Source organism: Blastococcus deserti (assembly GCF_042682525.1).
Classification (GTDB): Bacteria; Actinomycetota; Actinomycetes; order Mycobacteriales; family Geodermatophilaceae; genus Blastococcus_B; species Blastococcus_B deserti.
The window spans coordinates 324,329-348,437 of the sequence record NZ_JBHUHP010000009.1 but is presented as its reverse complement, the minus strand read 5'-3'; the positions used below and the strand labels follow the sequence as shown (position 1 = coordinate 348,437).

The following is a 24,109-nucleotide window of genomic DNA, read 5'->3' as shown; positions in this document are numbered from 1 at the left end:
CGTGAAGGCCAGCTGCGCTGCCGGCCAGCCGATCGTAAGCGACCGGTCACTCTGCGTCTGCCCATCTCACCCCGATTGGGGCCGTGGCGTCCGGGGCGTCAGGCGCGGCTCAGGTGCGGGCGTGGACCTCGTTCTGCGCCGCCTCGAGCCCCTTGACCAGGAGCGTCTCGACCGCGTCCGCTGCTTCGCCGACGAGGAGGTCGAGTTCCTTGCGCTCCACCGCGGAGAAGTCCTTCAGGACGAAGTCCGCGGGATCCTGCCGGCCGGGCGGGCGACCGATGCCGACGCGGACCCGGAGGTAGTCCTTCGTGCCGGTCGAGCGGGTGATCGACCGGAGGCCGTTGTGCCCGCCCTCCCCGCCGCCGCGCTTGAGGCGCACGGTGGCGAACGGGAGGTCGAGCTCGTCGTGCACCACGACCAGGTCGTCGACGGGGATGCGGTGGTAGTCCAGCAGGCCGCGGACCGGTCCACCGGACTCGTTCATGTAGGTCAGCGGGCGCGCGAGGACCACCCGGCGGCCGGCCAGGCGGCCCTCGCCGCTGACCGCCCGGGAACGGGCGCCCTTGCCGGGCGAGAGCCGGATGCCCGCCCGCGCCGCGAGCTCGTCGAGCACCATCACCCCGACGTTGTGGCGATTGCCGGCGTAGCCGGGGCCTGGATTGCCGAGGCCCACGACGAGGAAGGGGCCGTCGGACGCGCGCGAACCGGGGGCGCCGGCGGTGCCGGCGCCCCCGGGGCTCGAGCTCTCGGTCAGCGCCTGCCTCAGCTGTTCTCGGTGGACTCGATCGACTCGCCACTGCCCTGGGCGAGCGGCTCGGGCACGACGTCGCCCTCGCCGGTGCCTCCGGCGGCGGCCTCGGACTCCTCACGCTCGATGCCGGCCTCGGCCTCGGCCTGCTCCAGCTCGGCCTCGAGAGCCTCCGCGCTCGGCGCGCCCAGGAAGCCGATGACGAGCGCCTCGGCGTCCGTGATCAGCGTGGAGCCCTGGGGCAGCGCGAGGTCACCAGCGGTGATGTTCTGGCCGGCGCTGCGGCCGGTGATGTCGACCTCGATGCTCTCGGGGAGCCTGGTGGCGTCCGCCTCGATCGAGACGGTGTTCAGCTGGTGGTTGGGGATCGAGTCGGGGGCCGGCTCCCCCACGACGACGATCGGCACCTCGACGGTCGTCCTCTCGCCGCGCCGGACGAGCAGCAGGTCGGCGTGCTCGTGGGTGCGCTTGAGCGGGTCGCGCTGTACGGACTTGGTGAGCGCCAGCTGCTCCTTGCCGTCGAGGACGACGGTCAGCAGGGCGTTGGCGCCGCCGTTGCGCAGCGCCGCGGCGAACTCGCGGGCGGGCAGCGACAGGTGGACGACGTCCTGACCGTGCCCGTACAGGACGGCGGGGACGCGACCGGCGCGGCGGGTGCGGCGGGCGCTGCCCTTGCCGAACTCGGTGCGGATCTCGGCTTCGAGGCGGAAGTCAGCCACGGTGATGTGCTCCTCAGGAGGTGGATCAGGTCTGCGGGCCGGCGCACGAGCGCGGCACACCGCCAGGGCTTTCGACCACCGGAGCGTGCACGTCGATCACGGAGCGGAAACTCCCTCGCCGGGCTCCGCAACCTTACCCGACCTCCGGCCGGGAGCGCGGCCAAGGGCCGTACCCGACCTCCTGCCGCGCTCCCGTCGCTCCTCGGGGGAGCCTCCGGCCCCTCGCTCGGAGCGACCGCTGCGCGGAGCCCGGCCCCGCCTCGGGGACCCTCCGGGCCCCGCTCGGCGGGACCGATCAGCTGTTGCCGTCGAAGAGGCTCGTCACCGAGCCGTCCTCGAAGACCTCCTTGATCGCCCGCGCGAGCAGCGGCGCGATCGACAGCACGGTGAGCTTGTCGAACTGGCGCTCCGGCTCGATCGGCAAGGTGTTGGTGACGATGACCTCGCTGACGCGGCTGTTCTTGAGCCGGTCGACGGCCGGACCGGAGAGCACCCCGTGGGTCGCGGTGACGATGACCTCGGCCGCGCCGGCCTCGAAGAGCGTCTCGGCGGCCTTCACGATGGTCCCGCCGGTGTCGATCATGTCGTCGACCAGGATGCAGACCCGGCCCTCCACCTCGCCGACGACGCGGTTGGCGACGACCTCGTTGGGCCGCATCGGGTCGCGGGTCTTGTGGATGAAGGCCAGGGGGACGCCCCCGAGCTTGTCGCTCCAGCGCTCGGACACCCGCACCCGGCCGGAGTCCGGGGAGACCACCGTGAGCTCGCGGTCGCCCCAGCGCTCGCACACGTGGCCGACCAGCAGGTCGAGGGCGAAGAGGTGGTCGACCGGGCCGTCGAAGAAGCCCTGGATCTGGGCGGTGTGCAGGTCGACGGTCATGAGCCGGTCGGCCCCGGCGGTCTTGAACATGTCGGCGACCAGGCGCGCCGAGATCGGCTCGCGACCGCGGTGCTTCTTGTCCTGCCGGGCGTAGGGGAAGAACGGCGCCACCACCGTGATCCGCTTGGCCGAGGCGCGCTTGAGCGCGTCGACCATGATCAGCTGCTCCATGAGCCAGGTGTTGATCGGCGCGGTGTGGCTCTGCACCACGAAGGCGTCGCAGCCGCGCACGGACTCCTCGAACCGCACGAACAGCTCGCCGTTGGCGAACTCGTAGGACGCGGTCGGTGTCGGTGTGACCCCCAGGTGCCCGGCGATCTCGCCGGCCAGCTCGGGGAAAGCCCGTCCGGAGAAGAGCATCAGGCTCTTGCTGGTCGCCTGCCGGATGGCGCTCATGGAATCCTTCGTCCCTACTTCTCGGTGTCCGCTCCGGAGACCTCGGACGGGTCTGTCCCGGCCGCGTCCGCCCGGCGCTGAGCCGCTTCGGCGGCCTCGGCCGCGGGCGTCCCGGGGCGGCGACGGCGTACCCAGCCTCCCACATTCCGCTGGTGCGCCCGCGCGACGGCCATGGCGCCCGGCGGGACGTCGGACGTGATGACCGATCCGGCGGCGGTGTAGGCACCGTCCCCGACGGTGACCGGCGCCACGAGCATGGTGTCCGAGCCGATGCGCACGTGGTCGCCGACCGTGGTGTGGTGCTTGGCCACGCCGTCGTAGTTCACGAAGACGGTCGCCGCGCCGATGTTCGCCCCCCGGCCGATGGTGGCGTCTCCGACGTAGGACAGGTGAGGCACCTTGGACCCCTCTCCCACCTCCGCGTTCTTCGTCTCGACGAAGGCGCCGACCTTCGCCCCGCGGGCCAGCCGGGTTCCCGGCCGCAGGTAGCTGAACGGGCCGACCGAGGCCTCGGGGCCGACCACCGCACCGAGGACGTGGCTCCGGACGACGGTCGCCCGCTCCTCCACCTCGGTGTCGAGGAGCGTGGTGTCGGGGCCGACCACCGCGCCGGCGGCCACGGAGGTGGCGCCCTGCAGTTGGGTGCCCGGCTCGAGGACGGCGTCCGCGGCGACGGTGACGGTGACGTCGACCCAGGTGGTCTGCGGGTCGACGACGGTGACCCCGCTGCGCATGAGCTCGTCGAGCACGCGGTCGTTGAGGGTGCGCCGCCGGGCGGCCAGCTCCCGCCGGTCGTTGCAGCCCAGGACGTCGTCGGGGTCCTGGGCGACGAAGCCGCCGACCGGGGCGCCGTCGCCGACCAGGAGGCCCACCACGTCGGTGAGGTACAGCTCGCCCTGGTCGTTGTCGGTGCCGATCCGGGCGAGGGCCCGCCGCAGCGCCGCCGCGTCCCCGACGTAGACCCCGGCGTTGATCTCCCGGTTCTCCCGTTGCTCCGGTGTGGCGTCGCGCTCCTCGACGATGGCGCGGACCGCGCCGTCGGCGCCGCGCACGATGCGCCCCAGGCCCGTCGGGTCGTCGACCTCGGCGGTGAGCACGGTCAGCGTGCTGCCGGCCGCGTGGTGGGCGCCGACGAGCGCCGCCACGGTGGCGGCCCGCAGGAGCGGCGCGTCGCCGTTGAGGATGAGGACCGGCCCCTCGAGGTCGGGCACCGCCTCGAGCGCCACGGCCGCCGCGTGCCCGGAACCGCGCTGCTGCTCCTGGACGACGGGCAGCGCGGCAGGCGCCACCTGCGCCAGGTGCTCCTCCACGAGCGCGCGCCCGGCGCCGACGACCACCACCGTGGCGCCGGCGCTCAGCGGCTCCGCCGCCGCGAGGACGTGCCCGAGGAGGCTGCGACCGCCGAGGGTGTGCAGCACCTTGGGCGTCGCGGAGCGCATGCGCGTCCCCTGCCCTGCCGCGAGGACGACGACGCCGGCCACCGCCGGGAAGGGGGAGGACGGTGCTGCGGCGGACGACTCCTGCGCGATCACGGATCTCCTCGGACGGACGGCACGGTCTGAGCTGGGGGACTCGGACTCGAACCGAGACTGCACGGCTCCAAAGGCCGGCGGGCTGCCGATTACCCCATCCCCCACCCGCGGTGCCCGTCCGGGCACACCGCGGAGGCACCGTGTCGGAGCGGCGCCCACGGCGAGCCTAGGGCCCGGCCGCCCGGAGGGCACTCACGGGCACGGGTTGGCCAGGGGTTCCACCGGGTAGTGCACAACCGACCGGGGTTCCCTCCGGTCGCCCGGTTCCCTACGCGGCCGTAGGTTACGGGCACGCAGCCTCGGCTGCGGCCTCGGTCACCAGCGCCGATGACCCCTGACACCGCCCCGGAGGGCACTTGTCCGCTCCTGCTCTGACCCGGCCCACTGCTCCCCCTCGCACGGCGGACCCCAACGCCGGGCTGCCCGCGAACGCGCTCGGCGCCGAGAAGGGCGCAGTCGAGCAGATCACGCTCTACGTGTTCGTGATCGTCCCGTTCCTGGCCCTCGCCGCCGTCGTCCCCGCCGTCTGGGGCTGGGGGCTGTCGTGGACCGACGTCTGGCTCTCCGTCGGCTTCTACTTCCTGACGCTGCTCGGCGTGACGGTCGGCTACCACCGGCACTTCACGCACGGCTCGTTCAAGGCGGCCCGGCCGCTGCGGGTCGCGCTCGCCGCCGTCGGCGGCATGGCCATCCAGGGACCGGTCGTCCAGTGGGTCGCCGACCACCGCCGGCACCACGCGTTCGCCGACCGCGAGGGGGATCCGCACTCCCCGTGGCGCTACGGCACCGGCGCCCGGAACCTGGCCAAGGGCATGTTCCACGCGCACATGGGCTGGCTGTTCGACCGCCGTCAGACCAACCCCGCCCGCTACGCCCCGGACCTCGTGAAGGACACCGCGGTTCGCCGCACGAGCCGGCTCTTCGTGGTCTGGGCCTTCCTGAGCCTGGCGATCCCCACGGTCGCCGGCGGGCTGATCGCCGGCAGCTGGGCCGGCGCCTGGTCGGCATTCTTCTGGGCGGGCCTGGTCCGCGTCGCCCTCCTGCACCACGTCACCTGGTCGATCAACTCCGTGTGCCACCTGGTGGGCAACCGGCCGTTCACCTCCCGCGACCGGGCCACCAACTTCTGGCCGCTGGCGATCCTCAGCGGCGGCGAGTCGTGGCACAACCTGCACCACGCCGACCCCACCTGCGCCCGGCACGGCGTGCTCCGCGGGCAGATCGACATCAGCGCCCGGGTCATCTGGCTGTTCGAGAGGCTCGGCTGGGCGCGGGACGTGAAGTGGCCGGACCCGGTCCGGCTCGCGGCGAAGCGCTCGGTCCCGGCGACGACGCCCGCACCGGCGTCGACCTGAGCCCGACCGGCTCCTCGGATCCTCCTCCGCCCGGGCGACCTGCGCGCCGCAGGTCGCCCGGGCGCAGCCGTGCCCAGGGCAGGATGGCGGTGAGGGAAGGAGCCCCCATGAGCAGCACCGTGGCCCGGCCCCGCGTGCGGATGAGCGGCGTGCAGCGGCGCCGGCAACTGCTGGACATCGGGCGCGAGCTGTTCGCCCAGAAGGGTTTCGAGGCCACCTCCATCGAGGAGGTCGCCGCCCGCGCCGACGTCAGCAAGCCCGTCGTGTACGAGCACTTCGGCGGCAAGGAGGGGCTGTACGCCGTCGTCGTCGACCGCGAGATGCAGGCGCTGCTGGAGCGGTTCACGTCCGCGCTGTCGGCTCCGGGCCATCCGCGCGAGCTGCTCGAGCGGGCGGCGCTGGTGCTCTTGGACTACATCGAGGAGGAGACCGACGGCTTCCGGGTGCTGACCCGCGACGCCCCCGTCACCAGCGGCGCGGGGTCGTTCTCCTCGCTGATCGGCGAGGTGGCGCGCAAGGTCGAGCACATCCTGGCCCGGCAGTTCGCCGAACGGGGGTACGAGCCGGAACTGGCCGAGCTCTACAGCCAGGCGCTGGTGGGCATGGTCGCCCTCGTCGGCCAGTGGTGGCTGGAGACGCGGTCCCCGGGCAAGGACGAGGTGGCCGCCCACCTGGTCAACCTCGCCTACAACGGGCTGGCGCACCTGGAGCCGCGGCCGCGGCTGTCGGGCGGGTTCGGGGCGCCGCCCTCCGGCGCCTGAGGCGCCGGGCGGCCGCTCAGACCAGTCGCGCGCCGGGCACCGGGCCGTGCACGGCCCGGACGGTGCGGAAGACGCCGGCCCCGGCCAGCGCGGCGGTGAGCCGGAGGGCGTCCCGTTCGTCGTCGGCGAGTGCCGCCACGGTGGGCCCGGAGCCGCTCACCAGCGCGGCCGCCGCGCCGGCCTCGGTCGCAGCCCGCAGGGCGCGCGCCAGACCCGGACGCAGGGCGAGCGCGGGCGCCTGGAGATCGTTGGCCAGTGACGCCGCCAGCACGGCCGTCGGCCCGCTCCGGAGTGCGGCGATGACCGGTTCCGCGGCGGGGAGGTCGCGGCCGTCGGGTACCCGCCCGGCGGCCCGCAGCCGGTCCAGCTCGCCGTAGACGGCCGGCGTCGACAGCCCCTCGCCGGCGATGCCGAGCACCCAGTGCCACGTCGTGCGCGCCAGCACCGGGGTCAGCCGCTCCCCCCGGCCGGCCCCGCGGGCCACGCCGCCGAGGAGGCTGAAGGGCACGTCGCTGCCCAGCTGGGCGGCCAGCCCGGCGAGGTCCTCGCGGCTCGCCCGCGTGCCCCACAGCGCGTCGAGCGCGACGAGGGCGGCCGCCGCGTCGGCGCTGCCCCCGGCCAGCCCGGCGGCGGCGGGGATCGACTTGGCGATCTCGATGGTGGCGTCGGCGCCCACGCCGGCGGACGCGGCCAGGAGCTCGGCGGCGCGCCAGACGAGATTGCGCCGGTCGGTGGGCACGAGGTCGGCGCCGCCGGGCGGCCCGGTCCCCTCACCGCTGACGGTGAGGGCGAGGCCGTCGCCGGGGCGCACGGTGACCGTGTCGAAGAGCGAGACGGCGAGGTAGACGGTGCGCAGCTCGTGGAATCCGTCGGGACGCAGGGGGCCGACCGCGAGGTGGACGTTCACCTTCGCGGGAGCCTGGGCTGCGACGGCGGTCATCGCTCCACCGGGTCGGTGGCGGCCAGCCGGGCGAAGTCGGTCACCGAGAGCTGCTCCCCCCGCAGAGCGGGATCGATGCCCGCCGCCCGCAGCCGCGCCTCGGCGGCCGCCGGGCTGCCGGCCCAGCGCGCCAGCGCCGCGCGCAGGCTCTTGCGGCGCATCGCGAAGGCCGCGTCCACGACCGCGAACGTGGCCCTCCGGTCACCGGCGGGAGGCGGCCGCCGGACCAGGGCCACCAGGCCCGAGTCGACGTTCGGCTCCGGCCAGAAGACCTTGCGCCCGACGGCACCGGCGCGACGGACCTCGCCGTACCAGGCGGCCTTGACCGAGGGGACCCCGTAGGCGGGGGCGCCCGGCGGTGCCGCCAGCCGCTCGGCCACCTCGGCCTGGACCAGGATCAGGGCGCGGTCGAGCGTGGGCAGCAGTTCGAGCAGGTGCAGCAGCACGGGCACGGCCACGTTGTACGGCAGGTTGGCGACCAGCGCCGTGGGCGGCGGTCCCGGCAGCTCCCGCACCCGGAGGGCGTCGGCGGTCACGACCGTCAGCCGGTCGGCCAGGTCGGGGCGTCGTTCCCCCACGGTCCGGGGCAGCAGGTCGGCCAGCCGCGGGTCGATCTCCACCGCCACCACCCGGTCCGCGGCCGGCAGCAGGCCGAGGGTCAGCGAGCCGAGACCGGGCCCCACCTCGAGGACGACGTCCTCGGGCCGCAGCTCCGCCGTCCGCACGATCCGCCGGATGGTGTTGGCGTCGTGCAGGAAGTTCTGCCCGAGGGCCTTGGTCGGTCGCAGGTCGAGCTGCTGGGCCAGCTCGCGGATCGCGGTAGGGCCCAGCAGCCCGTCTGGTTGCTCGGCGTGCGTGCTCAGCAGCGTCCGATCAGAGGTACTTGCCGCAGTGCGGCCACTGACCGCGACCGGCCTTGTTGTACAGCTGCTGGGCCCGGAACGTCTGCTCGTCCGGCGAGGCCTGCGAGGGCAGGCCGGAGCCGCCGACCGACCGCCAGGTGGCGACGGAGAACTGGTAGAGCCCGTGGTACATCCCGTTCGGGCTGACCGCGTTGGCCCGACCGCCCGACTCGCACTTGGCCAGGGCCGCCCAGTTCAGCCCGTCGGCCGCGGGGGTGTTGGCCGGGCGGGGCTTGGAGCCCACGGTGACCAGCTCCGGCACCGGCTCCCGGCTGACGGTGGTGCCCAGGACCTCGCGGGCGGTCTGCACACCGTCGACGACGGTCACGCGGACCGTGGCGACCTGCTCCCCCGCGACGCCGGGCTGGGTGACGGTCTTCTCGCCCTCGAGCACGTTCGGGTCGGCGGTCTCCACGCGCTCGTGCGGGATCGGCGTCGTCTCGGTCACCTCCGAGACCTGGACCCGGAACACCTGCAGGCGCATGCGGTTGAGCAGGCCCTGCTCCAGGTAGAGGCTGGTGCGGTCGGTCTCGCCGAGCGCGATCCCCTGCTCGGCGAGCAGGTCGCCGGCGGTCGCGGCGGTCGTGGTGACCACGCGCTCCTGGCCGTCGCTGACCAGGACGATCTCCTTCGGCGTGGTGATCGTCAGCTGCATGCCGTCGAGCGGCAGCCGCTCGCTGCGGCTCGCGGAGAGCACGAGCCCGTCGGCGCGGTAGCCGAGCTGGGCCAGCGCCTCGTCCACGGACAGCGCCGTGACGTAGACCTGCCGGGAGACGCCGTCGACGGTCAGCTCCAGCGGCCGGGCCCGGTTGAGGACGACGGCGTCGCCGTCGGCCACGACCTGGTCGGCGGCCGGCAGCAGGACGTCGTGGGCAGCCGGCTCGAGGCCCTCCTCGTCCAGGACCTCGCCGACCGTGCCGGCGTAGGTCCCGACGGTGCGGACCTGCCCGTCGACGGTCAGCGTCACGGACTTCTGGGCGGCGAGATAGGCGAGCGTGCCGCCGACCAGTCCCAGGAGGACGACGGCGAACAGGCTGAGCTGCAGCGAGCGGCGCACAAACACTTCCACGGGGTCACAGAACCCGGGCAGGAGAACGGGCCCGCCGTCCGAGGACGGCCCGCCCGTCGCGGTCGCGTTCCCGGGCGGCATCCAGCCCGGAGTGACTACTCCCGGCCGCGGAACGCCGTCCGGGTCGGTCTCCACCCCGGCTGTCGGTCACGACACGATAACGAACACGGAACGAGTGGCAATGGTGCGCAGCGAGTGAACCAGAGGTCGACATGGACACTCGGTGGACGCGCCGACACGCTATGTGACGGACGTGCCGAGTGGGGCAGGTGTTCTGTGGGGTGCGCTACACGATCAGGTAGTGATCAAGGGCACAGTGCCGATCGGCCCCCGACGGGTATCCGCACCCGGCTGATCAGCCCGCCAGCGCCCGGGCACTCGACCGCACCGGCCGCAGCCAGCCGATCAGGAACACCGCGACGGCGACGCCGGCCGCCAGCGCCGAGAAGCCGCCGGCGACCAGGCCGACCGGCAGGAAGTCGTAGCCCTCGCTGACCCCGTCGGGATCGATCCCCGCCACCAGCAGGAGCGTGCCGAGGGGCAGCAGCGCCAGCACGGTCGCCGCCGCGGTGACCAGGTGCGCGGTCCAGGTGCGCAGCGCCTCGTCGACCGGCACGTCGGCACCAGCCGCCGGCAGTGGCCGGACCACCGCCCGCAGCAGCGCGATCTCAGCCAGCGCCCACGCCGCGACCGGCGCCACGAGGGCGGCCCAGGCCACGGCGTCGGACAGCTCACCGGAGCGCCACTGCGGCACGGTCGCGGCCACCTGAGCGGCCACGACCGCCCGCATCGTCCACACCAGCCAGCCGGAGACGAGCTCCGAGCGCCGGGGGCGGCGCGGCGGCACGGCCGTCGTCCACCGCGGTCGGGGCCGGGTGGCCTCGGCGAGCAGGACGCCGGCGAGCAGGCCGAGGACCAGCACCGGCACCCAGAGGAAGACCGACGCCTCGGCGAGGATCACGACACTGCCGATCACCCCGGCCACGCCCAGGAGCAGGCCCAGGCGGCGGACCCGGCGACCGTGCTGCGCCTGGCGCTGCAGCGTGCGGGCGCCCTCCGGCGTCGGCTCGGCCAGCTCCACGGCCCCGGCCGCGACGGCCCGGCGGCCGCCGGCCAGCCACCACGCCCGCCCCAGCAGGACACCGGGGACGAGCACGGCGATGAACAGCAGAACGGCGATCAGGCGGCCCACGGTTCACATTGTCGCCCTCCGGGCGACACCGCGGCCACGAGCCGTGCCCCTGCCGCTCGGAGCCCTTCCCTTTCCACGTCGGGGAGGCCTCCGGCCCCTCCGCTCCGCGGAACGGCTTCGCTGGGTTGACCTCGTCGTTCCTCGGGGCACCCTCCGGGCCCCTGCTGGTCACGACCCTCCGGGCCCCGTCGCGACGACACCACTACCGCGGCGCGTCCTTCTCCCAGGCGCCGAAGACGCGCTCAGCGGTCGCGGTCAGGGCGGCGCACAGCTGCCCCACCTCGGTGCCGGTGACCTCGGCGAGGGCCCGCACGGTGTGCGGCACCAGCCGCGAGGCGTTCGGCCGCCCGCGGTGCGGCACGGGGGTCAGGAACGGCGAGTCGGTCTCCACCAGCAGCTGGTCGACCGGCGTGAGGGCCGCCGCCTCCCGCAGGTAGCCGGCGTTGCCGAACGTCAGCGTGCCGGCGAAGGAGAGCACGTGGCCCCGCTCGACGCAGGCCTTCGCGAACGCCGCGTCGCCGGAGAAGCAGTGGAAGACCGTGTGCTCGGGCGCGCCCTCGTCGTCGAGCACCCGGAGGATCTCCTCGTGGGCGTCGCGGTCGTGGATGACCAGGGCGACGCCGCGCTCCTTGGCGATCCGGATGTGCGCCCGGAACGCGACCTCCTGCGCCACCCAGCCCTCGGGACCGGTCCGGAAACGGTCCAGGCCCGTCTCCCCCACCGCCCGCACCCGCGGCAGCGCGGCCAGCCGGTCGATCTCGGCGAGGGCCGCCTCGTCCGCCGCGCCCGCCCCGGCCTCGTTCGGGTGCACCGCTACGGCGGCCAGCACGTTCGGGTGCCGCGCGGCCAGGGCCGCCGACCACTGCGACGAGGCGACGTCGACACCCACCTGCACCAGCCGCGGGACGTTCACCGCCACCGCAGCGGTGATCTCGGCGTCCACGTCGTCGTCCGGCGGCCAGTTCCCCTGCCCGCCCGCCGGCCGTTCGCCCAGGACGATGTCGAGGTGGGTGTGGCTGTCCAGAGCCGGAGACGGCAGCGGCTCGGGCGACGGCGGGGGCTCGCCCCGCCGGTTGGCGCGCGAGGACGCCGACCGGCTCACGCGCCCAGCCCGATGGCCAACGTGGCCACGACGGCCCTCGGGCTCATGCGCTGCCCTCCTCCAGGCGCCGGATCTCCTCCTCGACGACGGACTCGTCGAGCTTGGTGAAGATCGGCTTCGGCGGGCTCAGCGGCGTGCCGGGTGCGGCCAGCGGCGTGGAACCCCACACCGCCTGGCCCTGCTCGTAGGGTCCGGTGATGATCGGGTACGGCGAGCCGTCGTCGAGGTCGGTGACCTCGTGGACCTCCGGCGCGACCGACCAGACCCCGGTGCCGCCGAGCAGCTCGTGCACCTGCTGCGCCGAGTGCGGGAGGAAGGGCGTCAGCAGGGCGTTGCAGTCCTTGATCGCCTGCAGCGCGGTGTGCAGGACGGTGTCCCGGCGGGCCGGGTCCTCCTTGAGCTTCCACGGCGCCTGGTCGGACAGGTACTTGTTCGCCTCCCCGACGACCCGCATCGCCTCACCGATCGCCGCCTTCTGCCGGTTGCGGGACAGCAGCTCGCCCACCGGGCCGAAGGCGCCCGAGGTGGTGGCCAGCAGCGCCCGGTCCTCGTCGGTCAGCTCACCCGGCGTCGGCACGGCCCCAACGTTCTTGGCCGCCATGGACACCGAGCGGTTGACCAGGTTGCCCCAGCCGGCCACCAGCTCGTCGTTGTTGCGGCGCCGGAACTCCGCCCAGGTGAAGTCGGTGTCCTGGTTCTCCGGCCCGGCGACGGCGATGAAGTAGCGCAACGCGTCGGCGTCGTAGCGGGCCAGGAAGTCGCGCACGTAGATGACGACCTGGCGGGACGAGGAGAACTTGCGGCCCTCCATCGTGAGGAACTCGCTGGACACCACCTCGGTCGGCAGGTTCAGCCGGCCGAGCGAGCCGGGGGTGCCGCCCTTGTCGCCCTCGCCGTTGTAGCCGAGCAGCTGTGCCGGCCAGATCTCGGAGTGGAAGACGATGTTGTCCTTGCCCATGAAGTAGTAGGCGTCGGAGTCCGGCGCCTGCCACCACTGGCGCCAGGCGTCGGCGTCGCCGGAGCGGCGGGCCCACTCGATCGACGCCGACAGGTATCCCACGACGGCGTCGAACCAGACGTAGATGCGCTTGTCCGGCCGGTCCCGCCATCCCTCCAGGGGCACCGGGACGCCCCAGTCGATGTCGCGGGTGTAGCTGCGCGGCTTGAGGTCCTCGAGCAGGTTGACGCTGAAGTTGAGGACGTTGGGCCGCCAGCTCCTGCGAGTGGCCAGCCAGTCGCCGAGCGCCCGCGTGAACGCCGGCAGGTCGAGGAAGTAGTGCTCGCTCTCGACGAACCTCGGCGTCTCGCCGTTGATCCGGCTGACCGGGTTGATCAGGTCGGTCGGGTCGAGCTGGTTGCCGCAGTTGTCGCACTGGTCGCCGCGGGCGCCGTCGTAGCCGCAGATGGGGCAGGTGCCCTCGATGTAGCGGTCGGGCAGCGTGCGGCCGGTCGACGGGCTGATGGCGCCGAGGGTCGTCTGCGGGAAGACGTAGCCGTTCTTCAGGAGGCCCAGGAAGATCTCCTGGCTCACCGCGGCGTGGTTGGCCGTCGTCGTCCGGGTGAACAGGTCGTAGCTCAGCCCGAGGCTGGCGAGGTCCTGGACGATGATCCGGTTGTTGCGGTCGGCGATCTCCCGGGGCGTGACGCCCTCGGCGTCGGCGGCGACGGTGATCGGGGTGCCGTGCTCGTCGGTGCCGCTGACCATCAGCACCTTGTCACCGGCCATGCGGTGGTAACGGCTGAAGACGTCGGAGGGGACGCCGAACCCGGAGACGTGGCCGATGTGCCGCGGCCCGTTCGCATAGGGCCAGGCGACTGCCGTCAGGATGTGCCGATCACTCACGCTTTCTCCTCGCTGGCGCTCGTCGGTCGCGTTCGTGACACTGCTGTGCCGCTGCGCGAGTTCGCCAGCTCACTCGCGTGACGAGACTAGTGAGCGCCGTCCACCCGGATCGGATCAGTCCTGGGTGAAGACCGCCGACGCGGGGTCGCCGGCCGCACCGTGCGGGACCGGCGTGAGGACCGCCAGGGCGCAGAGCCCGGCTCCGATGACGCCCAGCGTCAGCGTGGCCAGGAGTCGGTGGGCCTGCACGGGGTCGTCGCGGCGGACGCGGGTGCGCGGGCCCGCGGCGACCCAGCGGGTCGCCGAGGGCGCGCCCGCCAGGAGCAGCTTGCCCACGGGGACGGCGAGCGCGAGCAGGCCGAGCGCCGGCACCGGCAGCGAGGTGGGGTTCGGGACCGGCGTGACCGTCGCGAGGACCAGCAGCAGGGCGACCAGGACCATCTCGGCGAGCGCGAGGCCGACGAGCACCGACCGCCCGGTGCCGTCGACGAGAGCGGCAGCGCTGCCGGCGCACAGCACGATCCACGCCGCGAGGACGAGCAGCCCGGAGGCGACCAGCCAGCCGGACGGCCGGACGGCGGTCAGCACGCCGTCGAGACCGGTGAGGGCGACCGCGAGCAGGCCGATCGCCTCGGTCACGCCGACGAGGCCGGCGGCCACGACGGTGAGCGGCACCCGGCGGGCGGCGGTCGCCGTCGGCGTCGCGACGGCCGCGGGCACGCGCACGTGCTGCGGCGCGAGCGTGTCGCGGACCTCGAGGACGCTGATCGCCACGGAACTCCCCTGACCGGTTGCTGCTGTCAGGGGTCAGCTCGGCCCGTCCGGGGCGCTCCTGGAGTGGGCGGGCGGCGCTGCTCACCCGAGGGGGTGAGGGTGTCAGGTCCTCCGGGCAGCGTTGGCCGCCGCTGCGTCCTCGCGGCCGCCTGGCGTGTTGAACCGGCTGTTCCGACGGCCGTAGAGGAAGTACATGGCGAACCCGAGCGCCATCCAGACGAGGAAGCGCCACCAGGTCTCGCCCGGAAGGTTGAGCATCAGCCAGAGGCACGCCAGCGCCGACAGGATGGGGAGCACCGGCATCAGCGGTACCCGGAAGGCGCGCGGCAGGTCCGGCCGGGTGCGCCGGAGCACGATCACGCCGACGGAGACCAGCACGAACGCGAACAGCGTCCCGATGTTCACCAGGTTGGCCAGCTCCTCGAGCGGCACCGCGGCCGCCAGCACCGCCACGAAGACTCCGGTGATGATGGTGATCTTGTACGGCGTGCCGTAGCGCGGGTGCACCGCGGCGAACCCTGCCGGGAGCAGGCGGTCGCGGCTCATGGCGAACAGCACGCGCGACTGCCCGAGCATCAGGATCATCACCACGGAGGTGAGGCCGGCCAGCGCGCCGACGGAGATGATCCCCGCGAAGATCGGCAGCCCGACGTCGGAGAAGGCAGCGGCCAGCGGAGCGTCGGCGCTGAGCTCGGAGTACCTCTGCATGCCGACCACCACGAGGGACACCGCCACGTAGAGCACGGTGCAGATGGCCAGCGACCCGAGGATGCCGCGCGGCAGGTCCCTGCCCGGGTTCCGGGTCTCCTCGGCCGCGGTGGCGACGATGTCGAAGCCGATGAAGGCGAAGAAGACGACGGCCGCGCCGGCCATCACCCCGCCCCAGCCGAAGGTTCCCTGGTCGTAGCCGAACAGCGTCTGGACGAGTGGCGCGTCCCAGCCCGTCGCCCCCGCCTCCGCCGGCTGCGCCGGGGGCACGAACGGGCTGTAGTTGGCCGCCTCGACGAAGAAGAAACCGACCCCGATGACCAGCAGCACGATGGCGACCTTGATGACGACGATCACCGCGGTCACCCGCGAGGAGAGCTTGATCCCCAGGATGAGCACCGCGGTCATCACGGCGACGATGACGATGGCCGGGATGTTGAACCTGGCCGTCTCGCCGGCGATCGACTCGGGGAGCGGGATGCCGAGGTCACCGAGCAGCTGGTTGAGGTACCCGGACCAGCCGACCGCCACGGTGGCCGCGCCGAGCGCGAGCTCGAGGACGAGGTCCCACCCGATGATCCAGGCGATCAGCTCACCGAACGTGGCGTAGGAAAAGGTGTAGGCCGACCCCGCGACCGGCACCGTGGACGCGAACTCGGCGTAGCAGATGGCGGCCAGACCGCAGACCACGCCGGCGATCACGAACGAGATCGCGACCGCGGGTCCGGCCTGGTCCCTGGCCACGACGCCGGTCAGCACGAAGATGCCGGTGCCGATGATTACGCCGACGCCGAACACCGTGAGGTCCAGGCCGGACAGGTGCTTCTTCAGCCGGTGCTCGGGCTCGTCGGTGTCGCGGATGGAGTCCTCGACCGACTTGATGCGGCGCATTCCTGCCGTCACGGGGTCCTCCTCGCGCCGGCGCCGGCCGGCTGCCGTCGTCGTCCTGGCAGCGTCGCACGGGTGTGCCTGGCCCGCATGCCTACGCTGCACCCACCCCGCGCATGGGGGCCAGGGGCAGGAGGTGGGAATGGTGGGCACCGGGACGCCCTCCGACATGCCGGCGGGTCCACCGCTGCCCGACGTGCCGACCTTGCGACCGCGCCCCGCCGGGGCGCCCAAGTCCCCGCCCGTCCGCCGGGCCGGCCAGGGCGTCGTCGTCGACTGCGCCGTCTACGTCGACGGCCGGCGTCAGACACCGGTCCCCCCGGAGGAGGCGCTGCAGGCGGCGGTCGCCCAGGGCGGCTTCGTCTGGCTGGGCCTCTTCGAGCCCACCGAGGAGGAGCTGACCGCGATCGGCGAGCGGTACGGGCTGCACCCGCTGGCGGTCGAGGACGCCGTCTACGCCCACCAGCGGCCCAAGCTGGAGCACTACGACGACGGGCTGTTCATGGTGCTGAAGACCGCGACGTACGTGGAGCACGAGCAGCTGACCGCGACCAGCGAGGTGGTGGACACCGGCGAGGTCATGGTCTTCCTCGGTCGGAACTACGTGATCACCGTGCGGCACGGCTCGCACAGCGGGCTGGCCGAACTGCGTGCCCGCCTGGAGGAGCAGCGCGACCTGCTCTGCCTCGGCCCCTCCGCCGTCCTGTACGCGGTGGCCGACCTCGTCGTCGACACCTTCGTCGAGGTCGCGGAAGCGGTGACCGACGACGTCGACGAGCTCGAGGCCTCGGTGTTCAGCCCGGAGCGGACCGACGACATCGGCCGCCTCTACCAGCTCAAGCGGGAGCTCATGTCGCTGCGCAAGGCGGTCGGCCCCCTGGAGGTGCCGCTGCAGCGGCTGGCGGAGCGGCAGATCGACGTCGTCCCCGATGCGATGCGGTCGTACTTCCGCGACGTCCAGGACCACGCGATCCGCGTGCGCGACCAGGTGAGCGGCCTCGACGAGCTGCTCTCCTCGATCCTGCAGGCGTCGCTGGCCCGGACGACGCTGGCCGACAACGAGGACATGCGCAAGATCTCGGCGTGGGCGGGCATCATCGCCGTCCCGACCGCGATCGCCGGCATCTACGGCATGAACTTCGAGCACATGCCCGAGCTGCACTGGCGGTACGGCTATCCGCTGGTGCTGCTGGTCATCGTGGTCGCCTGCGTGCTGCTCTACCGCGGCTTCAAGCGCAACGGCTGGCTGTAAGGGGCTCGGAGTCGTCGAGCGTGCACTCCGCGGGCCAAAGGTCGAGGTGATGGCCCGCGTTCTGCACTCTCACCGACCGAGGGCCGCGGCGATCCTTCTGAGGAGAAGAGCGGGGTCGCGCATGTCCTCGGCCGTCACGAAGACCACGGTCCACCCTGCTTCCCGCAGTCTGTTGAGGCGGCGGCGGTCCTTGGCGAACTGGCCAGGTTCGGCGTGCCACAGCCCGTCGTACTCGAGTGCGATCCTCTGTTCCGGCCACCCGAAGTCGACGAACGCCACGAAACGTCCGCGATCGTCGACGACGCGGTACTGGGCCGTCGGCATCGGCACGTCGCTCCGGTGCAGGAGCAGCCGCACCCGCGTCTCCTGCGGTGACTGGGCGAGCCCGTCGGCCAGAGCGCACGCCGCCTTCGCGCGAGCGGCACCGCGGCCACGAGTGACGGCCGCGAGGGCGCGAACCCCAGCCAGCTCGGCCCGACCCGTGTCGACCAACTGGTCAACGGCCACAACGGCCGCATCGGCCGGCAGCAGACCGGCGAGGCGCACCGCCGTCGCCTCCGGGGATGTCACGGGGACGCCGCGACGGTACGTCCGGTGGCCGGGTGGGATCACCGCGCGGCGCACACGCAGACCGGGGAGGCGGGTGGGATGCGACCCGGGAGGAACGGTGACCTCCACGTCGTCGTCCGCGCCGGCGAGGTCGACGCCCCAGAGCACCGCTGCGCTCCTGCCGCTCACGACCGCGAACGGCAGGAGGACGCAGGCGGCCTTGGCCCGCACCTCGTGCGTCAGCGAGATGTCCCGGTGCACGTAGACCCCGCGAAAGACCTTCCGCCAGGCACTGCTGCGCAGCTGGTCGGGCGTGAGCAGCCCCTCGTCGACGGCCCACCACCCGAGGAAGGGCTCAGCGGTGAGCAGCTCGCCGGCTGGTGAGGCGTGCGGGGCATCGACACACCCTGCTGGAACCACGGGCCGGAGCAGGTCCGTCGTCCACAAGCCCGCGCGACAGTGCAGATGCCGGGCCCTCCCTGTCCCGGTAGCCCCGGAACGTGCGCTCTCGAGCGCCGGCCGAGAGCTACGGGGTCTTGTGCGCGACGACGGCGTCGTAGACGGTCCGCCGCGGCAGGCCGGTGCGGACGACGACGGCGCGGATGGCGTCCTTGCGGCTGGCGCCCGCGGCCTCCTCCCCGGCCACCGCGGCGGCCAGCTGACGCGCGTCCATCGCCACCGGCCCGGCGACGGCGCCGGCCACCACGAGGGTGATCTCGCCCTTCACGCCCTCGGCGGCCCACGCGGCGAGCTCGGCCAGCGGGCCCCGCCGGACCTCCTCGTAGGTCTTGGTCAGCTCCCGGCAGACCGCCGCCTGCCGCTGCTCGCCCAGGGCGGCCGCCGCGTCGGTGAGCGCGTCGGCCAGCCGGTGCGGCGACTCGAAGAACACCATCGTCCGGCGCTCGTCGGCCAGCGCGGCCAGGGCCGACCGCCGCTCCCCGCCCTTGCGCGGCAGGAACCCCTCGAAGCAGAACCGGTCCACGGGCAGGCCGGAGACCGCGAGGGCCGTCGTCACCGCCGACGGCCCGGGCACGGAGGTGACGGTCACGCCCGCCTCGACCGCCGCCCGCACCAGCGTGTAGCCCGGGTCGGACACCGAGGGCATGCCCGCATCGGTGAGCAGCAGCACCGTCGCGCCGTCGGCCAGGGCTGCCAGCAACCCGGGCAGGCGCGCCCTCTCCACCGACTCGTGGAACGTGACCACCCTCCCGGACAACGTGACGCCGAGATCGGACGCCAGCCGGTGCAGCCGGCGGGTGTCCTCGACCGCGAGGACGTCGGCGCTCGCCATGACCTCGCGCAGCCGCGGGCCCACGTCGCCCGGCTGCCCGAGGGGCGCGCCGCCCAGGACCAACCGACCGCTCACGGCACGAGCCTGTCACGGCGGTCGCAGTGAGCCCGCCTGCAGGGGGCCGCCCCCTGCAGGGTCCCGCGCGAGCTTGCGACTGGCGGGGGGCAGGGGGTGTTCCTCGGGCGCCGGGGGGCCGAGGGCCCTGTCACTACCCTGACGGCATGGCGGTGCTGGCTCCCGAGCGCGCGGACCAGGGCCCGCGGCTGCCCCGGACGCCGTCGCCGGCCCGCCGCTGGCCGCTGCCGCGTCCCCGCCGCGACACCATCCCTCCCCTGCCGGACGACGCGCGGCTGTCCTGGGTCCTCACCGCGGTCCTGGGCCTGGCCGCGTTCGGTAGCCGGCTGTGGGGCATCAGCTACCCCAAGGACCTGCTGTTCGACGAGGCCTACTACCCGCCCCAGGCGCACCAGCTGCTCACCTGGGGATTCGAGTACAACCGCGGTTACTCGTTCATCGTGCACCCGCCGCTGGGCAAGTGGCTCATCGCCGTCGGCGAGCACCTGTTCGGCTACAACTCGCTGGGCTGGCGGTTCCCGTCGGCGGTGGCCGGCACCGTCGCCGTCGTGGTGCTGGTCCGGCTGGCCCGCCGGCTGACCGGGTCGACCCTGCTGGGTCTGCTGGCCGGCCTGCTGCTGGCCCTCGACGGCTTCTCGTTCACGCTCTCGCGGATCGGCCTGCTCGACGCCTTCCTCCAGGCGTTCGTCGTCTCCGCCGTCGCCTGCCTGGTCGTGGACCGGGACGTGGTGCGGGCCCGGGTGCGCGCCATGGGCGGGGTGCCGGACCGGATCGGGCCGCGCGGCTGGCGGATCGCCGCCGGCTTCCTCTTCGGCTGCGCGTGCGCGGTGAAGTGGAGCGGCGTCTGGTTCCTGGCCTTCTTCGCCGTCCTGTCGCTGTTCTGGGACCGGGCCGCCTGGCGGGAGGCCCGGGTGCCGGGCCCCACCCGGACGACGATCCGCCGCGGGCTACCCGGAGCCCTGTGGGCGCTGGCCGCCGTCCCGGTGCTCACCTACCTCGCGTCGTTCACCGGCTGGTTCCTCGGCGAGACCTCGCAGGGCAAGGCGTGGGCGCAGCAGAACCCGGACACCGCCTTCCCCTTCGTCCCCGACGCGCTGCGGTCGCTGTGGCACGAGCACGCCCAGTGGCTGAAGTTCCACAACGAGCTGTCCTCCCCCCACCCCTGGGAGTCCGGCCCCTGGTCGTGGCTGATCGACGGCCGGCCGATCCTGCTGTGGAACCCGCAGGGCCTCACCGACTCCGCGGGTGAGCAGGTGATCCGCTACATCCTCATGGTCGGGACGCCGACGCTGTGGTTCGCGTTCGCGCCCGCGCTGCTCTGGCTGGGCTGGCGCATCGTGGCCCGCCGCGACCCGGCCGCCGTGCCGGTCGCGGTCGGCATCGCCGCGGGGTGGCTCACCTGGTTCATCAACCTCGAGCGCACGATGTTCATCTTCTACATGGCGCCCGCACTGCCGTTCTTCGTCCTGGCGGTGGTGCTCGTGCTCCAGGACGTCCTCGGCCGGGACGGCGCCGACGCCCTGCGCCGGCAGGTCGGCCTCGGCGCGGTGTGCCTCTACGTCGCGCTGGTCGCGGCCACGTTCGTCTTCTTCTACCCCGTGCTCACCGGGCAGCCCCTGTCGCACCCGGAGTGGCTGATGCGGATGTGGTTCCCCTCCTGGTTCTGAGCCGGCCGTCAGCAGGAGGGGGTGAACGGCACGGAGACCGGGAGCGAGGTCCAGCCGCGGTACGAGGTCCGCAGGCGGTAGGTGTAGGAGGTGCCGTTGACCAGCGGTCCGTCCGTGGCCGATGTGGCCCCGACCGGGCTCACCGCCTGCGAGGCCTGGACCGTGCTGCCGACGACCCGCTCGAGCAGGTAGCCGGAGGCCCAGGTGCTGGGGCTCGCCGTCCAGCCCGCCGCTGCACCGGGGGTCCCGGGCATCGGACGGAGGGCCACCGTGTGGGTCACCCATTCGGTCGAGAAGCCCGTGGTCGACGTCCGCGAGGTCGTCGTGCCCGGTCCCGCGAACAGCTCGTCAGCCCCCGTGGCGCCTGCTGTCGCGGTGCCGTTGCCCGACATCAGCTGCCACCGTCCGGTGGTGCCCGCAGGCGGTGGCAGGTCCTCCTGGCGCTTCACGATCGTGTGCACCAGCATCGTGCCGGCCCGGGTGGTCGTCACCGACGGCGTGCTCGCGGTGGCACCGGCTCCGATGGCCGTCCCGAAGGCGTTCACCGGGTCGCTCGTGCTCACGCCCCGGTAGGCGGCGATCCCACCCACCATCTGCACCCCGGAGGACCCCACGAGGCCGAAGGTCGCACTGGTCGGCTCCGCAGCCGTGGCCACCCGCCAGAACATCGCCGACGTCACCGCGGACCCGCTGGTCGTGCGCCCGAGGAGCGTCCAGCCGGCGGGAGCGGTCAGTCCTCCGTACGCGCCGTAGCGGTTGGCGACCTGCGCGACGAGGACGTCGCCGGACGACGTGCCCGTCGGGGTGACCAGGGTGAGGGAGTCCTGGCCCTTCGCGGACGTGGTTCCCCGGAGCGCGATGGTCGCCGGGGGCGTGCAGGTCTGCGTCACGGTGAGCCCCGCCGGCGGCTCCAGGACCGCGGTGGACACGGTGGTGGCGAGCCCGGAGGCATCGGAGAAGACGGCGTAGGCGGCGGTGACCGTCGAGGTGATGGCGAGGGCCGCCGAGAGGCACACCACCGTCCGCAGACGCCGACGACCGGCCCGCCGGGCACGGCGACGCGCCCGGGCCGCACGCGCCCCGGCGGGCACGGCGCGCGGGCGGATCACCCGGATGTCGTCGGCACGCGAGGGTGGGAGATTGAGCCGGGGCGCCCCGATGGCGCCCCGACGTGGGCCGACGTCCCTCGACGGGGGTGACGCCGGCCGGTCACAGGCGCCGACGGGAGGACGACGATGACCGCTCCGCAGGACCGGCCGCACGTGCGCACCGAGGTGGACGGCGACGTCTGGCGGATCACGCTGGACCGCCCGGAGACCGGGAACGCGCTCACCCCCGCGCTCGCGGCCGAGCTCGCCGCGGCGCTCGCGACCCGCCCCGACCGGACCCGGGCGGTGCTGCTGCTCGGGAACGGGCCGCGGTTCTGCGTCGGTGGCGACGTGCGCTCCTTCGCCGGGGCCGACGACCCCGGCGCCTTCGTCGGGCAGCTCGCCCACGACTGGCACCAGGTGATCCGCGCGATGCTGTACTGCCCCGTGCCCGTGGTCGCAGGCGTGCAGGGGGCGGTGGCCGGAGCCGGAGTAGGGCTCGTCGGCGCCTGCGATCTCGTGGTCTGCGCGCGGACGACGAGGATCCGGCCCGCCTACGCCGCCCTCGGCTTCTCTCCGGACGGCGGCACGTCGTGGGCGCTGGCGCGTGCCCTGGGCGCCCCGCGGGCCCTGGACCTGATGCTCACCAACGGCGTCCTGACCGCGGCCGAGGCGCACCTGACCGGCCTGGTGGCCCGCCTGGTGGAGGACGAGGACCTGCCCGGCACGGCGGTCGCCCTCGCCCACGAGGTAGCCGCCGGTCCGATCCGCGCGATGGTGCGCACGCGGGCGCTGGTCCGCCGGGCCGCCACGCGCACGCTGGAGGAGCAGCTGGACGACGAGGCGCGGCTGATCGCCGAGTCCGCGGCCGACCCAGAGGGTCGCGAGGGAGTGCGGGCGTTCGTCGAGAAGCGGCAGCCGGACTTCCGCAACGCCCGCTGACCCGGCGACTCAGCCGACCGGCCGGCGTGGCTCGGGCACAGGACCGTGCGGACGGTCCGGCCGGGAGCCGGTCGCGATGGTGCGCAGCGCCCGCCCCAGGGCCTGGATGTCGGCCGGCGCGGTGGACTGGTCGCAGCTCACGCGCACGGCTCCGGGCAGGTGATCGCGCCGGTTCGCACGGGCCTCGTCGTGGAACCGCCGCACCTCCTCGTCGCTGAGCCCCAGCAGCCGGGTCAGGTACGGATGAGCGCAGAAGCAGCCGTTGCGCACGCCGATGCCGTACTCGTCGGCCAGTCGGGCGGCGACCACCGCGTGCGGTGTCCCGTCGAGCACGAACGCCGCGACGGGCAGCCGGTCGCCGGACACGGGCCCGAGCCGGCGCAGGCCAGGAACGGTCGCGAGCTCGTGGTCCAGTGCGCGGACGAGCGCCGCCTCGTCGTCCAGCCGCTCCGTCCAGCTGCGCCGCAGCTCCTCCGCGGCTGCCGCGAGCGCGACGACGCCCACGACGTTCGGGGAGCCGGCGTCGTCCCGGTCGGGGACGTCGGCCCAGATCACCTCGTCGAAGGAGACCGCCTTCACCGCCCCGCCCCCCACCAGGAAGGGCTCGCCGTCGGCCAGGACCCGGCGGGGCACGACGAGGGCTCCCGCGCCGAAGGGTGCGTGCATCTTGTGCCCCGAGAAGGCCAGCACGTCGATCCCCGTCGCGGCCATGTCCACCCGGCGGTGCGGCACCAGCTGCGCCCCGTCGACGACGACCAGCACGCCCCGCTCCCGCGCTGCCGCCGCGATCGCGCCCAGGTCGGGGAGCCAGCCGGTGACGTTCGACGCGCCGCTGACCGCCAGCACGCGGGGTGCGGGGTGCTCGTCCAGCGCCGCCACGACATCGGCCACGTCGAACGTGCCCTCCTGGCCCACGTCCACGACGCGGAGCCGCGCGTGCCGTCGCCACGGGAGGAGGTTGGCGTGGTGCTCGACGGCGGTGGTCACGACGACGTCGTCCCGGCCGAGCCGCAGCCGGAACGCGAGGAGGTTGAGCGCTTCGGTGGTGTTCCTCGGGAAGAGGACCACGTGGGTGAGCGGATCCGCCCCGACGAACCGCGCCACCGTCTCCCGTGCCTGCTCGTAGCGGGCGCTGGAGTACTGGGACTTGGCGCCGGCGCCCCGGTGGACGCTGGAGTACCAGGGAAGGAAGTCCTGGACCGCGTCCAGGACGGCCCGCGACGCCGGCGTGGTGGCCGCGGCATCCAGGTCGACGTAGCGACGGGGCAACCCGCCGGCCACAGGGATGTGCAGATCACCGCCGACGAGGCGGTTCCGCGGGGAGGTCGTCACCTCTCGGGGAGCTGTCATCGGAATCCGGCTCCTGGCTGGACCCGGGCCATGTGTCCGGGCGAGCGCTCGCCGACGCTACTCGCGGCGGGCGGAGCCGGGAAAGC

Annotated in this window: 21 protein-coding genes and 1 tRNA gene; 5 read left to right on the top strand and 17 right to left on the bottom strand. The window is 73.8% G+C overall.

Going from position 1 to position 24,109, the window contains the following annotated elements:
• Nucleotides 1-109 precede the first annotated feature (109 nt).
• From pth to ACFSHS_RS09700, 5 genes are all read right to left on the bottom strand, one after another.
• Nucleotides 110-673, bottom strand: coding sequence for an aminoacyl-tRNA hydrolase (gene pth / locus ACFSHS_RS09720; protein WP_376874547.1), 564 nt, complete (start codon nucleotides 671-673; stop codon nucleotides 110-112).
• 89 nt (nucleotides 674-762) lie between these two features.
• On the bottom strand, nucleotides 763-1,467 hold the full coding sequence (locus tag ACFSHS_RS09715; RefSeq protein ID WP_376874544.1) for a 50S ribosomal protein L25/general stress protein Ctc: 705 nt from the start codon (nucleotides 1,465-1,467) through the stop codon (nucleotides 763-765).
• A 295-nt stretch (nucleotides 1,468-1,762) separates the two neighbouring features.
• On the bottom strand, nucleotides 1,763-2,743 hold the full coding sequence (locus ACFSHS_RS09710; protein WP_376874541.1) for a ribose-phosphate diphosphokinase: 981 nt from the start codon (nucleotides 2,741-2,743) through the stop codon (nucleotides 1,763-1,765).
• 14 nt (nucleotides 2,744-2,757) lie between these two features.
• Nucleotides 2,758-4,275: a bifunctional UDP-N-acetylglucosamine diphosphorylase/glucosamine-1-phosphate N-acetyltransferase GlmU gene (gene glmU, locus ACFSHS_RS09705; RefSeq protein WP_376874538.1), complete on the bottom strand. Its 1,518-nt coding sequence runs from the start codon at nucleotides 4,273-4,275 to the stop codon at nucleotides 2,758-2,760.
• Nucleotides 4,276-4,306: 31 nt separating this feature from the next.
• A tRNA-Gln gene (locus tag ACFSHS_RS09700) sits at nucleotides 4,307-4,379 on the bottom strand.
• Between the two features lie 252 nt (nucleotides 4,380-4,631).
• Here ACFSHS_RS09700 and ACFSHS_RS09695 point away from each other — a divergent pair.
• On the top strand, nucleotides 4,632-5,630 hold the full coding sequence (locus ACFSHS_RS09695; protein ID WP_376874535.1) for an acyl-CoA desaturase: 999 nt from the start codon (nucleotides 4,632-4,634) through the stop codon (nucleotides 5,628-5,630).
• A gap of 107 nt (nucleotides 5,631-5,737) precedes the next feature.
• Nucleotides 5,738-6,391: a TetR/AcrR family transcriptional regulator gene (locus ACFSHS_RS09690; protein ID WP_376874532.1), complete on the top strand. Its 654-nt coding sequence runs from the start codon at nucleotides 5,738-5,740 to the stop codon at nucleotides 6,389-6,391.
• Nucleotides 6,392-6,407: 16 nt separating this feature from the next.
• Here the strand turns inward: ACFSHS_RS09690 and ACFSHS_RS09685 are convergent, their stop codons facing one another.
• From ACFSHS_RS09685 to ACFSHS_RS09650, 8 genes are all read right to left on the bottom strand, one after another.
• A complete protein-coding gene (locus ACFSHS_RS09685; RefSeq protein WP_376874529.1) occupies nucleotides 6,408-7,331 on the bottom strand; it encodes a 4-(cytidine 5'-diphospho)-2-C-methyl-D-erythritol kinase in 924 nt (307 codons plus the stop codon).
• Entirely contained in the window at nucleotides 7,328-8,056 is a 729-nt protein-coding gene (rsmA, locus tag ACFSHS_RS09680; RefSeq protein WP_376874526.1) for a 16S rRNA (adenine(1518)-N(6)/adenine(1519)-N(6))-dimethyltransferase RsmA, read from the bottom strand. Before rsmA ends, ACFSHS_RS09685 begins: the two co-directional genes overlap by 4 nt.
• A gap of 148 nt (nucleotides 8,057-8,204) precedes the next feature.
• Nucleotides 8,205-9,302: a ubiquitin-like domain-containing protein gene (locus ACFSHS_RS09675; RefSeq protein ID WP_376874523.1), complete on the bottom strand. Its 1,098-nt coding sequence runs from the start codon at nucleotides 9,300-9,302 to the stop codon at nucleotides 8,205-8,207.
• Nucleotides 9,303-9,657: 355 nt separating this feature from the next.
• Nucleotides 9,658-10,494: a hypothetical protein gene (locus tag ACFSHS_RS09670; RefSeq protein WP_376874520.1), complete on the bottom strand. Its 837-nt coding sequence runs from the start codon at nucleotides 10,492-10,494 to the stop codon at nucleotides 9,658-9,660.
• Between the two features lie 202 nt (nucleotides 10,495-10,696).
• Nucleotides 10,697-11,596: a TatD family hydrolase gene (locus ACFSHS_RS09665; protein ID WP_376874517.1), complete on the bottom strand. Its 900-nt coding sequence runs from the start codon at nucleotides 11,594-11,596 to the stop codon at nucleotides 10,697-10,699.
• 43 nt (nucleotides 11,597-11,639) lie between these two features.
• Nucleotides 11,640-13,439 carry a methionine--tRNA ligase gene (gene metG, locus ACFSHS_RS09660; protein ID WP_376874514.1) on the bottom strand — a complete coding sequence of 600 codons (1,800 nt, stop codon included), beginning with the start codon at nucleotides 13,437-13,439 and terminating at the stop codon, nucleotides 11,640-11,642.
• A 114-nt stretch (nucleotides 13,440-13,553) separates the two neighbouring features.
• On the bottom strand, nucleotides 13,554-14,213 hold the full coding sequence (locus tag ACFSHS_RS09655) for a hypothetical protein (RefSeq protein WP_376874511.1): 660 nt from the start codon (nucleotides 14,211-14,213) through the stop codon (nucleotides 13,554-13,556).
• 102 nt (nucleotides 14,214-14,315) lie between these two features.
• Nucleotides 14,316-15,824, bottom strand: coding sequence for an amino acid permease (locus ACFSHS_RS09650; RefSeq protein ID WP_376874508.1), 1,509 nt, complete (start codon nucleotides 15,822-15,824; stop codon nucleotides 14,316-14,318).
• Between the two features lie 127 nt (nucleotides 15,825-15,951).
• Between ACFSHS_RS09650 and corA the strand changes: the two genes are divergently transcribed.
• On the top strand, nucleotides 15,952-17,061 hold the full coding sequence (corA, locus tag ACFSHS_RS09645) for a magnesium/cobalt transporter CorA (protein ID WP_376874505.1): 1,110 nt from the start codon (nucleotides 15,952-15,954) through the stop codon (nucleotides 17,059-17,061).
• A 69-nt stretch (nucleotides 17,062-17,130) separates the two neighbouring features.
• On the opposite strand, the gene ACFSHS_RS09640 is transcribed toward corA, so the two are convergent.
• Nucleotides 17,131-18,030 (bottom strand): hypothetical protein, encoded by a 900-nt coding sequence (locus ACFSHS_RS09640; protein WP_376874502.1) that lies wholly within the window; start codon nucleotides 18,028-18,030, stop codon nucleotides 17,131-17,133.
• Nucleotides 18,031-18,136: 106 nt separating this feature from the next.
• Nucleotides 18,137-18,976, bottom strand: coding sequence for a 16S rRNA (cytidine(1402)-2'-O)-methyltransferase (rsmI, locus tag ACFSHS_RS09635; protein ID WP_376874499.1), 840 nt, complete (start codon nucleotides 18,974-18,976; stop codon nucleotides 18,137-18,139).
• A gap of 146 nt (nucleotides 18,977-19,122) precedes the next feature.
• Here rsmI and ACFSHS_RS09630 point away from each other — a divergent pair, with 146 nt between their 5' ends.
• The gene (locus tag ACFSHS_RS09630; protein WP_376874496.1) at nucleotides 19,123-20,643 is read left to right on the top strand and encodes a dolichyl-phosphate-mannose--protein mannosyltransferase; all 1,521 of its coding nucleotides are present in this window, start codon (nucleotides 19,123-19,125) and stop codon (nucleotides 20,641-20,643) included.
• A gap of 8 nt (nucleotides 20,644-20,651) precedes the next feature.
• Here the strand turns inward: ACFSHS_RS09630 and ACFSHS_RS09625 are convergent, their stop codons facing one another.
• On the bottom strand, nucleotides 20,652-21,752 hold the full coding sequence (locus ACFSHS_RS09625) for a hypothetical protein (protein ID WP_376874493.1): 1,101 nt from the start codon (nucleotides 21,750-21,752) through the stop codon (nucleotides 20,652-20,654).
• A gap of 126 nt (nucleotides 21,753-21,878) precedes the next feature.
• On the opposite strand from ACFSHS_RS09625, the gene ACFSHS_RS09620 reads away from it, so the two are divergent.
• Complete coding sequence (locus tag ACFSHS_RS09620; protein ID WP_376874490.1) at nucleotides 21,879-22,673, top strand: enoyl-CoA hydratase/isomerase family protein; 795 nt, start codon at nucleotides 21,879-21,881, stop codon at nucleotides 22,671-22,673.
• 9 nt (nucleotides 22,674-22,682) lie between these two features.
• Here the strand turns inward: ACFSHS_RS09620 and ACFSHS_RS09615 are convergent, their stop codons facing one another.
• Complete coding sequence (locus ACFSHS_RS09615) at nucleotides 22,683-24,023, bottom strand: aminotransferase class V-fold PLP-dependent enzyme (protein WP_376874487.1); 1,341 nt, start codon at nucleotides 24,021-24,023, stop codon at nucleotides 22,683-22,685.
• Between the last annotated feature and the right edge of the window lie 86 nt (nucleotides 24,024-24,109).

Bases quoted from the DNA above. Each gene is read 5' to 3' on its own strand.
- ACFSHS_RS09710 (WP_376874541.1), bottom strand. From the start codon at position 2,743: ATGAGCGCCATCCGGCAGGCGACCAGCAAGAGCCTGATGCTCTTCTCC.
- ACFSHS_RS09690 (WP_376874532.1), top strand. From the start codon at position 5,738: ATGAGCAGCACCGTGGCCCGGCCCCGCGTGCGGATGAGCGGCGTGCAG.
- ACFSHS_RS09685 (WP_376874529.1), bottom strand. From the start codon at position 7,331: ATGACCGCCGTCGCAGCCCAGGCTCCCGCGAAGGTGAACGTCCACCTC.
- corA (WP_376874505.1), top strand. From the start codon at position 15,952: ATGGTGGGCACCGGGACGCCCTCCGACATGCCGGCGGGTCCACCGCTG.
- ACFSHS_RS09630 (WP_376874496.1), top strand. From the start codon at position 19,123: ATGGCGGTGCTGGCTCCCGAGCGCGCGGACCAGGGCCCGCGGCTGCCC.
- ACFSHS_RS09620 (WP_376874490.1), top strand. From the start codon at position 21,879: ATGACCGCTCCGCAGGACCGGCCGCACGTGCGCACCGAGGTGGACGGC.
- ACFSHS_RS09615 (WP_376874487.1), bottom strand. From the start codon at position 24,023: ATGACAGCTCCCCGAGAGGTGACGACCTCCCCGCGGAACCGCCTCGTC.